General features: G+C 37.6%; 14 protein-coding genes. 3 read left to right on the plus strand and 11 right to left on the minus strand.

Going from position 1 to position 12,892, the window contains the following annotated elements; genetic code table 11:
• Positions 1 to 179: 179 nt before the first annotated feature.
• The 11 genes from V7K60_RS26765 to V7K60_RS26815 all read right to left on the minus strand — a co-directional run bounded on the left by V7K60_RS26765 (position 180) and on the right by V7K60_RS26815 (position 10,794).
• Positions 180 to 533, minus strand: coding sequence for a DMT family transporter (locus tag V7K60_RS26765; RefSeq protein WP_334929994.1), 354 nt, complete (start codon positions 531 to 533; stop codon positions 180 to 182).
• 15 nt (positions 534 to 548) lie between these two features.
• Positions 549 to 1,580, minus strand: coding sequence for an NAD-dependent epimerase/dehydratase family protein (locus tag V7K60_RS26770; RefSeq protein ID WP_334929995.1), 1,032 nt, complete (start codon positions 1,578 to 1,580; stop codon positions 549 to 551).
• Positions 1,581 to 1,592: 12 nt separating this feature from the next.
• On the minus strand, positions 1,593 to 2,798 hold the full coding sequence (locus V7K60_RS26775) for a hypothetical protein (RefSeq protein ID WP_334929996.1): 1,206 nt from the start codon (positions 2,796 to 2,798) through the stop codon (positions 1,593 to 1,595).
• 144 nt (positions 2,799 to 2,942) lie between these two features.
• Positions 2,943 to 3,422 carry a hypothetical protein gene (locus V7K60_RS26780; protein ID WP_334929998.1) on the minus strand — a complete coding sequence of 160 codons (480 nt, stop codon included), beginning with the start codon at positions 3,420 to 3,422 and terminating at the stop codon, positions 2,943 to 2,945.
• 84 nt (positions 3,423 to 3,506) lie between these two features.
• Entirely contained in the window at positions 3,507 to 4,067 is a 561-nt protein-coding gene (locus V7K60_RS26785; protein ID WP_334930000.1) for a YdcF family protein, read from the minus strand.
• Positions 4,067 to 5,134 (minus strand): NAD-dependent epimerase/dehydratase family protein, encoded by a 1,068-nt coding sequence (locus tag V7K60_RS26790; protein WP_334930001.1) that lies wholly within the window; start codon positions 5,132 to 5,134, stop codon positions 4,067 to 4,069. The genes V7K60_RS26785 and V7K60_RS26790 overlap by 1 nt, the downstream gene beginning before the upstream one ends.
• 4 nt (positions 5,135 to 5,138) lie before the next feature.
• On the minus strand, positions 5,139 to 6,623 hold the full coding sequence (locus V7K60_RS26795) for a GMC family oxidoreductase (RefSeq protein WP_334930003.1): 1,485 nt from the start codon (positions 6,621 to 6,623) through the stop codon (positions 5,139 to 5,141).
• A gap of 5 nt (positions 6,624 to 6,628) precedes the next feature.
• The gene (locus V7K60_RS26800; RefSeq protein ID WP_334930005.1) at positions 6,629 to 7,015 is read right to left on the minus strand and encodes a hypothetical protein; all 387 of its coding nucleotides are present in this window, start codon (positions 7,013 to 7,015) and stop codon (positions 6,629 to 6,631) included.
• Positions 7,016 to 7,111: 96 nt separating this feature from the next.
• Complete coding sequence (locus tag V7K60_RS26805; protein ID WP_334930007.1) at positions 7,112 to 8,089, minus strand: decaprenyl-phosphate phosphoribosyltransferase; 978 nt, start codon at positions 8,087 to 8,089, stop codon at positions 7,112 to 7,114.
• Positions 8,090 to 8,293: 204 nt separating this feature from the next.
• A complete protein-coding gene (locus V7K60_RS26810; RefSeq protein WP_334930008.1) occupies positions 8,294 to 8,902 on the minus strand; it encodes a YqeG family HAD IIIA-type phosphatase in 609 nt (202 codons plus the stop codon).
• A 248-nt stretch (positions 8,903 to 9,150) separates the two neighbouring features.
• Positions 9,151 to 10,794: an ArnT family glycosyltransferase gene (locus V7K60_RS26815; protein WP_334930010.1), complete on the minus strand. Its 1,644-nt coding sequence runs from the start codon at positions 10,792 to 10,794 to the stop codon at positions 9,151 to 9,153.
• 1,097 nt (positions 10,795 to 11,891) lie between these two features.
• On the opposite strand from V7K60_RS26815, the gene V7K60_RS26820 reads away from it, so the two are divergent.
• The 3 genes from V7K60_RS26820 to V7K60_RS26830 are packed head-to-tail and all read left to right on the plus strand — an operon-like array spanning position 11,892 to position 12,654.
• Positions 11,892 to 12,053 (plus strand): hypothetical protein, encoded by a 162-nt coding sequence (locus tag V7K60_RS26820; RefSeq protein WP_334930012.1) that lies wholly within the window; start codon positions 11,892 to 11,894, stop codon positions 12,051 to 12,053.
• Positions 11,993 to 12,523, plus strand: coding sequence for a class I SAM-dependent methyltransferase (locus V7K60_RS35430; protein ID WP_442944470.1), 531 nt, complete (start codon positions 11,993 to 11,995; stop codon positions 12,521 to 12,523). Before V7K60_RS26820 ends, V7K60_RS35430 begins: the two co-directional genes overlap by 61 nt.
• Positions 12,520 to 12,654, plus strand: coding sequence for a hypothetical protein (locus V7K60_RS26830; protein WP_334930016.1), 135 nt, complete (start codon positions 12,520 to 12,522; stop codon positions 12,652 to 12,654). Before V7K60_RS35430 ends, V7K60_RS26830 begins: the two co-directional genes overlap by 4 nt.
• The last annotated feature ends 238 nt before the right edge of the window (positions 12,655 to 12,892 follow it).

Raw genomic sequence — 12,892 nt, forward strand, 5'->3', positions numbered from 1 at the left:
AGAAGCGTTAATCTGTTCTAAAATTGGGAATAGGTGTATTTAAAGTTTGGAGATTCAGTTTTTTCAGGAAACTGGAAAGAACCATAGTTATTTGAGTAATTGGTTGTGAAAGTAGGCAGACCATTTTTGGAACCACACATAGACAAGAATGACTGACCTTTTCTATATGTTTTTTCCTATCAGGAGCGGGACATGATAATGATTCCACCTAGAATTACCCCTAGCCCAACGTATTGGTTAAGCCCAAGGCGTTCCCCAAAGAAATAATTCCCAGTAATGGTAATCAAAGCAAATCCCATTCCAGCTAAGACAGGATAGGCTGCTGAAACTGGCAATTTATCTAATGCTTTGGCGAATAGCACGACGTTGATGCCATAGAACACTAACCCAGCAATCAACCAAGGGGAAAAGAGCAATGACAGTAAGCCGGGATCTGAGGCTTCGAGGCGAGATCGCTTGAGGAGCAAATTCCCAATGCAGGTATTAATGCCAGCAGCGAAGACTAAACCCCATGCACTCAAAGTAAAGTTCATATCAATCAAATCTAATTAGGAAAATTGCTTGACAACCCACAATAGCTTTTCTTTCACTGGACGACGATGAGCTGAACCTGCTTTCTCTGCCGCAAGTTGGTTATAATTTTGCCTGAACCAGTCATAGCTTTCGCGGAACATTTCATCGTTAGAGTATTTAGGTTTCCACCCCAACTCCAGTAGGGGAGTGACATCAAAGTGGAATGCCTTATGATACGTTAGATAATGCCAGGGAGCCAAAGGACTCAGACCAAGCCAATCCAGGACTCTGAGGGTACTAATCGTTAGCCACGCCGGCAAACTTTTAACTTTTGAGTCAGTGCCTGCATATTCAATCAGATTCTCTAAACCTTGGCGGAGTGTACTGTAGCGATTTGTGCCGACATTGTAAATTCCAGGTTTGCCTCGGTCTAAGGCCAACATATAAGCATCCATCAGGTCGAGAGCATGGACAAATTGAAATTGAACATTACCACTGCCAATAACGTAGACGTTTCTGCCCTCCTGAATCCATTCAAATAAAATCTGAAAAATGCCGAGTCTTCCTTCGCCAAGAATTGTACGCGGACGAATCACAATCAGTGGAAGATTGGCTCTTTCACAAATCTTACGTACAGCTAATTCTCCAGCCAGCTTTCCCTTCCCATAAATTTCTATTGGGTTGCTTGGGGTTTGATTAGTAATTGGGCAAGTCTTAGGTACGCCAAAGATGGCGCTGGAACTCATGTGAATGAAACTCTGTACTCCAGCTTTTACGGCTTCTTCAGCCGCAATCCGACTTCCTTCAACATTAACTTCCCAAAATTTACTACCTGACTTTGTTAAGGGAACGAGAGCCACATTGTGATGCACAACATCTACATCGCGCATAGCTGCTGCCACAGCATCGCGATCGCGGATATCACAGTGAATAAACTCAATTTCTCTGGGACGGGTTGGGTCTTCCCAGATATCCAAAATTTTTACTGATTCACCACGTTCGTAAAGGCGTCTAGCAATTAAGTTGCCTAAAAAACCAGAGCCACCAGTTACAAGATGCTTAGTCATTGAGAAAGCCTTCTAGGAACAATTGTATTGAATTTTCTTTTGCGAGTTATATAAAGAACTAAATTTATTTACATCTATTTCTCTAGATTTGAGAAGCTGGAATTTAAATTTGTCTTTGAGATGGTTGATTAGTAAATCACTAGTATCTTTTCGCACGAGATATGACAATTTTTTTCCATTAGTTTGTATTACAAAAAAATCATAGTTTATTATAACTTTATTCATGTCGCCAAGTTGGTTCTTTTCCTTACTAGTATTAAAAGAAGTGGCAAAATATTCTTCAACAGTATCATAGTTGTATTCCTCTGAGGGAAACCAAAATGGCCAATAGATATTAGGACGTTTTTCTAAAAATAAGTTTTCATTATTTTTTATTTTAGCACTATTACAAACTTTAGATTTAGCTATATCTCGATTTGTATAACCCCATAGGTCAAGAATAGGTCTGTCGATCATTAAACCAAAAGTATTTATCTCGGTAGTTGAAATTGATAAATGATTAGGCAATATTTTTTCTGTAAGTGATCCAGCAAATACATTGTAAGTTCTATTAACCATAGGATCGGGATAATTTACTTCATTTACTCCTTGCTGGACGGATATTAAAAAAATAAAAAATATTAGGGACATAGGTAAGAAGTGAATGTTCGTTAAGTACCCTTCTTGGATATATATTAATAACTTATAGCTTGAAATTGTTACCAATAACAGAATAAATAATGCCACTTCAAAACTAAGCCAATATCTGGAATAATATAAACTATAGTCACCTATTGTAGCTTTTGTAAAGTTATAAAATACAAAAATTAAACTACTAAACAATGTATATGTTATTAAAATCTTAATGATCTCATTTTGTTCGATCAAATTATGCTTCTTAATTCCCAAATATATAAGTAATCCTAAAACCAAACATCCAATACTATTTAAAGGTGCCCCCAGCCAATTTGAAATACCTTCTAACAATAGAGATAGGTTAAACATTGGCAGCATTGAAAGTTTAAATGATTTAAATAAAATCGGTGTTGGAATAAAATGACCATAGAATTTTCTAAATAAGAATAGATATATAAGTGTAGAAAGGAAAGGTAGTAAAATTATTAAAATATAATAATTTTTAAAGTAAGATATTGGTTTGCTTTTTCTTCTTAAAGTAAGAGTAATAGTTGCAATGTTAGCGAAAGACCAGAGAATTCCATCTGGACGAATAAGCGGCAATAAACCTGAAACAAAAAGCGAAAATCTTAACTTATTCTTTAAATGAAAATAGATTGAAATTAAGAACAAAAGTGATACAATACTATTTCCAAAACCACTAGAAAATACTGAGATTATTGGAAAATTTAAGGAAAAGCAAGACAGTTAAATCAGGTTAGTCAAAAAGGATTTAGTTAATTTTAATCGCCAAATCACGAAAATATGCAACCATCCAAAAATTAATGAAATTAAAAAACTTCCAAGTATTAAACTAGATTGTGATTTTGCAAAAGGTGTATGCAGAAGATAATAGAAAACTTCTACAGTTCCATCTATCATCATGTCTGGTGACATAGAAAATTTTCCAAAATGATAGAGGTTATAAGGATGTTCTAAGTTTACTACTACTTCATCAGAAATTCCAAAGGTGTTAATAAAAGTCCCGATATAAATAAAACTTGGTATTAATAAAGATAATAGGTTATCTATTTTGTTTTCTTCCTTGTTTAGTCTATATGCTAAATAAAAAAACGTTAAAACCAATAAAAAAATCCATAAAACTATGCCTATATTTCTAGATGGAATTAGATTAAATATATCTTCTATTATCTGTATATTTCTTTGAGACTGTAATTGATAAATCATCCCTATCTCCTGAAAAATGCAATCCAATTTGTTTAATAACAGTGTCAAGTTTCTCAAATCTTTTACGGAATTAACAGGAAGTTTCTATTTTTTCAATGACATCCATAAAAACCACCTCATAAAATCATAGAAAGTTCCTAAGAACTCGTATAAAATCTGAATGACAAAATAGTCATAAAACCACAAGCGGCTAATAATTATTCTAGAAACTTTCTCAGGACGGCAGCCAACGACCTGCTGTACGTTAAAACCACAAAGTCGAAACAGCAACCAACTCCGAAATAAATGTGGTGCATTGCAGTACAAAGTCACTTTTCCCAGAGGCCAAAGCCCCTGTTTTTGTAACCAAATGCGTAAAAGTCTTGCATTATCAAATGTGTCTAGATAAACACGATCGCGGACATTAGATGGAACAAATACATTTAAATTTGGTCGCTGACTCAATAAATACTGAACAGCATACTCCTCCTCAGAGAACTCACAGTCAAAAGAATTTCCAGGTGATATAAAAACTAATTCATTAGCAGTAACAGTCTTAAGCAGTCTGTCTAAAACAGCTTCAAAGTAGTCAGATAAACAACATTTCCTTCTTCCTGGTTCCACAACATAAGCTAATCCCTCAGTGACAATAATGTGAGAAACCATTAAGTTTTGATGCCTCCTTGTTGCTCAAATACCCACTTTAAACTCTGACGCATCCCTTCTTTTAAAGCCACCTGTGGAGTATAACCAAGCTCTCGTTGTGCTTTCAAAGTGGAGCAAACAATCGTTTTATTCATTTCTGAAAGAACATGAATTTTCTGCTGATAAAATCCAGTTTTCTGGACTAATGCATCAAGTATTAAAGCAATTTCACTGAGAAAACCGGGCAACTTTAATCGTTTATGTGTACATTTTTGGTTAAACTCTGACTCTAATAAATACTCAACCGTATCAATGATTTCATTCATCGAGTAAGGGTGTTTATCGGCAATCCAATAAATCTGACCGTTTGCCCGCTCAACGATCGCTGCAAGAATTAATCCCTGACAGAGATTATCCATGTAGGCCATTGATCGCAGATTCTTTCCATCACCCACAATTGGAGCTTTCCCATCTCGGATCATTTGAAAGAAAAGTGTTTGTCGAGGTGGTTGATTTAGGCCATAAAACCACGGTGCGCGAATCAGAACAGTTTCAATTTGCCTAGCTTTTTGGTGCTCTTTGACTGCTAATTCCATCAACATTTTAGAGCGACCATAATTCATGTAGGGATTGTAAGGGGACTCTTCATCAAATAAATGGTCAGGGTGAGGATTACAGCCACAGGGAGAGTTAGAAGAGACAACAACAACCCGTTTAACTCCTGAGCGAATGGCGGCATCTAGAAGATTTTTAGTGCCATCTACATTGACTTGATAAAACTCTGCCACCCTTTGCGGATGAATCATGCCTGCTGTATGGAACAAAATACCTCCTTCAGCCCCCTGGCAGAAGCGATCGCAATCTTGAGGGTTACGCAAATCTCCAGTGACAATTTCAAGACGTTCAGAAAGTTTTTCCAGTATTGAACCATCTTGACCAGGTAAAATCAGGCAGCGAATTTGAAGATTTATTTGGGGCTGACTCAAAGCCTCACAATCTGCCAGTCCATTAACTAAAGCTTTGATTAGGCTAATCCCTAACCAACCCAGCGCTCCAGTGACCAATACTATATTTGTGGCAAAATTCATATCTCTACAGCTTTCCGAGAAACTTCAATACATTCCGGCGAGCGATCGCCATAATTGAACCTTGGGGATTCACCCCCGGTGCGGTGCATAACAAACTAGCATCAGCGATATATAGGTTCTTAAATCCATGAACCTTTCCAAAAGAATCGGTTGCACAAATGCTTTTGTTTTCACCCATTGGGCAGGAAGAAAACAGATGGATGGTCATTATGTTGGTCAGCTTTCGGGACAAAGAATCAGGCAACTGCTTTAGATCCATGTGATGAGTTAAGCGAGATCCATTGGTGATGCTAGGATAAAGCGCGATCGCACCTGCCTCAAACAACAGTAAACATAGTTGCCGTAAGCCTTCTGACAGGTTTTTCATGTCTTCATCTGTGATCTGATAGCGAACTAACGGATCGCGATATCCAGGCAAACAGCGGACTGTACCGCAACCTGAGCCTGTAATCATTGCGTAGTAAATCGCCATCTCTTGCCAATGTTGGTTAACCTCATGGAGGTATTGGGGATGGTCGTTCATCCCCAATGCTAAGTAGGGAACAGAGCTAATGGAGCAGCCAAAGCTAAATTTTGGGGCAAACTCTTTAACTTGATGAACTGGCACTCCCATATCTGCCGAGTTTAACTGATCTGGGAATTGAGCAATGACCTTGAGAGTAGGGTGCATTTGCAAAGAATTACCAATGTTGTGAGTGATGCCACTACGGCGCAGCAGGGCAGGAGTGTGAACTGCTCCACATGCGATAAAAACAGTTTCTGCTTCAATCTCTAAAGAGCCAGACGGCAAGTTTGAGGGAGAGTGATACCCTTTTACAAGCCATTTTTTCCCCTGCTGGCGAATTGACTGAACTTTAGTATTGGCAAGAAGTTGGCAACCAGCCTGCAAAGCCCGAGGGATGAAAGTTTTCGTCATGGACTGCCTGGTTCCTTTAGGGACATCTGTCAGCTTGACGGGTTCCTCATAACGGAACCAGCGAGGCACTTCTATTGATTTCCATCCCAGATGGATTGCCCCTTCATGTAACTTGAGGGAAGCTGTTGGTGGTTTCCCAGGCATATAGCAGACATTAACATCCTGTTCGCAAACTTCAAAGTGCAGCAGTAGATCGTCTTGATTCAAGGCTTCTACTTCAAATTCCCGCCGCCACTTTTCTAGAATATATGCTGGGGTACGGTAGTAAAGCCCGCTATTGACCTCACTCCCCCCTCCTACACATTGCCCCTCTGCGTACTGTATCTTAGGCGAACCCATAGCAACGGTGAGACCACTATTGCGATATTTCTGCACCATTTCATCCAGGGAAAAAGGAGTGCAGGACTCAAGAGGTAGGTAAGGACCTTCTTCAATTAGGAGCACATCACATCCTGCCTCGGCTAACAAGCAAGCCGTAATTGATCCACCAGGGCCAGAACCCACCACTGCAATCTCGCACCGAATGTGTTGCTGGGGATTGGTAATAACTTTGTGACTCAAACACTCAGGCATACAGTTTACTCAGCGACAACATTGGTCGTTGTACTTGCGTAATAGCTAAATAGGGCTAAACTCTCATAAAAACGAATCAAGTCTCGACAAAAACCAATGGGAGAGTGCCGCCAAGATTGGATTTGAAGCCACCGAACTGAAGGTGGCGATCGATGGAATAGAGCGCCTCCCTGAACGATTCCCCACATATCAAAAATCAAGGTGAGAACGACGATGGGCAATTGTAGGAAGTCACACATCCGGCTATGTTGTTGTAAAACAAAACGCACAACCTCGTTATGATGAAAAGTCAATGTTAAATTTGCTGGTTCACAACGCTGATCAATAATTGAGTAGCAGAGTGCGGAAGCAGTGTTTTGGAAGCTCAAACCCATAATCTTTTCAAGGCTCACTGGCAAGAATTTCTCAAAATTGACTAATAAAACTTTGCTTAAGTCTATTCAATAAATGTAATTTAATTTCTTGAGCTTATCTCTCAAAAAAATTTATTAGATAAGTCCATAATGTTTAAGCAATAAAATCATGAAAACTGTGACTACCCAACTGATAACAGTTAGTAGAATTGGTATATCTGTCAATAAAACTTCTTCTGGCCGCTCGGTGTGTTGTCTTTGTCCTAACTCATTTTCTGTTCCAGAAAGAATATCCTTTGGATCACTGAGCATCTGATAACGGAAAATGCCATACAACACAAAAGGAATTGTCAGCATCATCCAAGGTGTTGTTGCACCGCGTACTATAGGCCCAGCACTCCAAAGGGCATAGCTCATAAATGCACCAGTAGTCACTGTACTCTCCATTCGGCTCAAGAGCGGCAGGGAGTAACATTTAAGAACAGCGCGAGTTTTTCCACCCCCTATTTCAGATAACCTCAGTTCTGCTTTACGCTTCTCAATCCCTAAAAACAGAGCCAACATTGCTGTGCATAATACAAACCATGTAGATAGGGCTATTTCAGTTGCCGCAAAACCAGCATAGGCTCGTAGTACAAATCCTGTAGCGATCGCGACGATGTCTAAAATAGGGGTGTGCTTCAGCTTCAAGTTATAGGCAATTTGCAAGAACACATAACCAGTGAGAGTGATTCCCAAGGCAGGCGATCGTAGCCAGCTGAAACTCAGTGCGGCTCCCAGCAGAACCATTGATATGGCTACTGCAGCCGGAATACTAACTAATCCCGCTGCGATTGGGCGTTTGCATTTGATAGGATGTTGGCGATCTGATTCGACATCTGCTATGTCATTGATTAGATAAAAGCCACTAGAAGCACAGCAGAACAAAACAAACGCCAGTAAACATCCAAGAATTGATTGCCAAGTTAAATTAAAAGCAAACAAGGGTGCGGCAAAAACAACTAAGTTCTTAGTCCATTGGCGAGGTCTAAGAGCAGCTAAGTAAAATAATTTTGTACTACTAATTCTTCTTTTAATTCGAGCTTGTTCTGGAGCGGATTTTGGACTAACCATAATTTATAATTTGCTACTACTAAAAGTCTAAAAAGAGTATTTAACAAGTTAGCTTGTACATAAAAAATAGTTTTTGGTAAATTTTGCTAGATTGGAATTGAGGCTACTTATAGTAAAAAAACTGGCTTTAAACAAAAGCTATTATCTTATTAAAAGCTAGATTCAGGAGATTACAAACTTTGATAAATGAACTTAAAAATAAATTTATAGTCTCAGTGAGAAATCATTATCCCAAAGTTCGTGTCCAGAGGGATATGGGGTTTGTACTCGTTTTCCAAAAAGTTTCTCCCACCACCGAAAGGGATGAGGAAGGGTTGCAACTTGAATGCTAGGACAGCCTACAAGCCATGCTCCTAAAATGTCTGTGTGACGACTATCACCAATAACAACAACTTGTTTGGGTTCAAGCTGCATCTCATTTAATGCTTTACGAAATGCAAAAGGAAACGGTTTCCTTGCTGGATTGATAATTGGGATATCTAGACGATTGGACCAAGCTTTGGCTCGACATTTACGCTTACCGTTGGAGAGGATAAAAAATTTAAAATCCTGCAACTTTGCCTGTTTTATCCAAGCTTCAGCACCAGGGGATGTGTAGCGATCGTCCTCAGAAACAATTGTGTTGTCTAAATCGAGAATGACACCTTTAATTCCAACATTTTTTAGTATATCAATCTCTAAATCAGCTAGTATATTCAGTTTACAAGGAAAAGTGTATGTAATTAGAGATTTGACAAAAAAACTTTTTCCTATCTGTATTAAGGCGTGGAAAGATGAGAGAATTGAGAACAATGGGTTTGTTGGATTTAACATAACTAACTACCAAAAGCTATAAATACCCGTAAAAATTATTCGATTAATTATCGATTTTTTAGCTAGAGAACTCCAAAATATTTTTTGTTCACTGTTGGGGTCGCAGAGCAGATATATAAGATTGAGTGTTCATCCCTGCTTTAATTCTCTAGATAGTATTAAAAGGAAGATTTTAATTTATTTTTCCAGGGTCAAAGCGATTGCCTGCTGAATTATCTACATTTTTGACTGATGAGGCTACAAATAAATTAAATTTCAGCCTCTTCGGGAACGCTAATGTATATCGTCAAAGGCATTACATGCGCCCATGCTACATCAGCAGAAACCCAAGATTTACTAAAAACAACTTTGTACCCAGGTATGTGAAGATCTTTGTCTGAAAAATCGTTGTCTGAAATTATGACTGCCTTTTTTGTATTAATTATTTGTTGAATTTTGTTAGCTTCTTCAGGGTATGCCTGTTCGACATCAGAAGAAATATATACTGATGATATTTGAACTCTTGGTAAATCATTAATTAGCATAGCAACAACATCTTGCGAATAGTTAACTATATAGTATGACTGGTCAAATTTTGATATGATCTGAAAAATTTCCTGATAAAATTCATAGTATTTTTGACTTAAAATCTTTCCTCTAAAAATACTAATGTCTGTCGGACTAACTCCTTTACCCATCAAAGTATCTAATTTCCAAGGAAAATAAATAGAGCTTGTTGCTGAAGGGAAGAAAATAAGACTATTTGCCCAAATAAAACAAAGAGAAATGAATGGTAAAAGTATAATTATTTTAATCTTGCGACCAATCCGTCGAGATGTTTGACCAACAGTATAAAGAATGACTCCTATGCCAAGTGATGAGCCATTGATTAATCTAAACAAATCATATATGTGAAGTGCATTTAAGTATCCAAAAAGTGTGACTAGAGAACATGCCATTACCAGAGCTTCCTCTTGAGTTATATCCTTCTTTAAAAATAATTTACGTAAGAAATAAAATAGTGCTGCAAGATTCCAAAAAAAGATAATTGTAAAGAAAATTATTCTTGAGTCACGTGTCTTTTTTCCAAAAGTAATAAGGGATATTAATAGTTTTGGTAGAAAATTTGAAATTGTGACACCAAATGTCCATGATTCAGCTACGATTTTATTTTGAATCCAAAAGTCATCCAGAATACTGTTAGAGAATAAAAATAAGAAAAATAACAAGAGCGGAAATATCAAACCCAAACTAAAAAACAAAATTCTTGATAAAGTCGTTTTTTCAGTATTTCTTTGAAATAAAATTTGGTAAACAAAAAATAATATAAAAGGAGGCAATATAGCTTGGATTGATGAATATCTACATAACAAAGATAATCCTACAAATAATCCAGATAAAAACGCATTTAGATCATTTTTTTTATTAATAAAAAATACTATGGATAATAAAAAAAATGTATATGAGTAGTAATTTGGCCAGGACAATATTATATATGGATGTAAAAGAAAAATTAAAAAAGTACAAAAAAACGCTGTATATTTAGGTAGAAACTTTAAAAATATTTGATATGATAAAAAAAGACTGAATGAATAAAAGATACCAGTGGCTATATACATAGACATCAATCTCTCTCCAAATAAACTTAGAGAAAGAGTATGAATCCAGCTTGTGAGAATTCCATAATAAATGAATGTTTCTTTATAAGGAATTAAGCCTCTTTTTATATCAAGTGCTTCTACATACATATACATATGAAAGCTATCATGATTAAGGATTGATTCAATCAAACTAAATCCTAAACTTAAACAGCATATTAGCAATACTGAAAAATCAAAAACTCTGCCATTTTGGAAATTGAGAAATTCAAATTTTTGTTTGTATTGGTTAGAAATTACGTTAGTAGTCGTCATCTTTATATATTCCCTAATTTTTACTAACTACGTATTATTACCACGAAAATTCAGTGATTGCTAAAGCAGACTTTGTTTGGCAGAATTAAACGTTCAATATCGAGTAAAACAACACACACAAGCAAGCATTTTCACTTGCTATTTCCATGCAACTTTTGAAAGCAGCCTGAGAGCAAATTTGAGTAAGCTATTAAAGCACTATTGGTGATTCCGAAAAAGCATCATTTTTACTTCCTCAATGCTAAATTTAAATTTTTCCGAACGATGGCAAGGTTTTTAGTATCTCTTAATGCTTAACAATAATGCCAACCTGTACAATTTAGCAAGCAAGTATTTATAAAGAATTATTATCAATAAGTTGAGGAGCTATCAATCTTCAGACTTTAAAAAACTTCTAACTTTTGGTAGATGTTAAAGTAAAAATTCAGGTGGTGAAAATTGAAAAAATGGACATAAAAGTATCACAATCATGAACCAAGGTTATTATTCTCCACAGTTGTTAATTTAATGCAGCCCACTCGTCTGCAGAGTCCATCCATCAATACATGTAGCCCAACAAGCATATCTTTACATAGTTAGGTTTTTTCGCGCCGACTTACTTAACGCTCTTTCATCACTCTCTGGAGAGAGATTCGTAAAACCTTGTAGTCAATGTCATCTATCTAAAAATATATTATTTTTAATAAAGTTAGATTATAGGTTTTCTTATTTTTATATAAAATTACTATAAATGGACTATTGCTAAAGCCACTAATTCTTGATAATTTAATCGAGGATAAATGAAAATTAGTTGCAATAATTTAGATATTTATTTGATTTATCCAAATATAAATCACTATTTTTTTTCTTATCGTAGTGATAGCGAAAGCATCAGTGTATCAGAGTTGTATCTAAACTGATAACAAATAAAAAGTCGATGCATTGGCATTGTAAGTCAATACATTCTGAATTGCTTATCGTAAATCAAAGGGTTTAAGACCCCTACGTCTACACGTAGCGTCATTTTCAGTCGGGGTTTAAATCCCCGTCTGAAAATGTCTTGAATTTTGAATTTTGAATTGTTAACGCGGTTCTCGGCAGTTCAATTACAAGCGTTTATGGATATCTCAGAGCATTACAAACAGCTTTTCCAAACCTACGGCGACTCACCCCAGGCGTGCCAGTGGTCGAGCCGAGCCGGGAGTCTCAGCTTCAGCGGTTGGCATACCTACTCGGCGTTGCGAGCGTCAACGGCATTCAGTCAACAACCAAAATCTTAGACTTCGGATGCGGAACAGGGGCACTCCCCGACTTCCTGCTAGACAAAAATATCCAAACAAAGTATACGGGCATCGATATCGTTGACGAATTCCTAGACTGCGGCAGGGCGAAGCATCCACACCACCGATTCTGCAAACAGTTTGACATTGAGCCGAACGAGACATTCGACTACATCTTTATCTCTGGCATATTCAACAACAACACTGGCAACAACGAACTGTTCTTTGAGACAACCTTGCGCTGGTGCTGGCAACATTGCAGCCAGGCGATCGCCTTCAACCTGATTTCGACCTACGTTGACTACCAAGAATTGGATCTGTGGTACAAAGCTCCTGAGCAAACAATTCAATTCATCAAGTCAGAATTCGGACATAGAACCCCGTTCCAAATGCTCAACGACTACGTGCTACCTCGCGGGGCAATACCCAGCGAATACACCGTCTACGTTTACAAGCAGCCGACACAATGAAACCCTCCAGGAAAATTTTTCTGGAGGGCAAGAACCTTACTAGCGATCGCCCACTGCGGGCGGTTATGCGATCGCCTTCAACACCGATTCCCTACTGCAATCACTCTTCTTCGATCCGTTCCAGGCGCTGATTCCTGTAGCGCCACTAGTACTCGTATTTTGCGGTGTTCGGGGTAGCCTTGCTAATCTTACGGTTCATATTCTTGCTCCTGTGGTTCAAGGTTTTTTGTCTATATCTGTATTCTCTTCGAGTGCGTACTGGCGTCAATAGGCTCCAACCGACGGTTCTATTTGAGTTGCTTATCGTGTTTCTCGACAGTTCTATCACAGGCGTTTATCGATGTCTACGGCGGCAAGCTATGCCAAACA

The organism is Nostoc sp. (genome assembly GCF_036917555.1).
Classification (GTDB): Bacteria; Cyanobacteriota; Cyanobacteriia; order Cyanobacteriales; family Nostocaceae; genus Nostoc.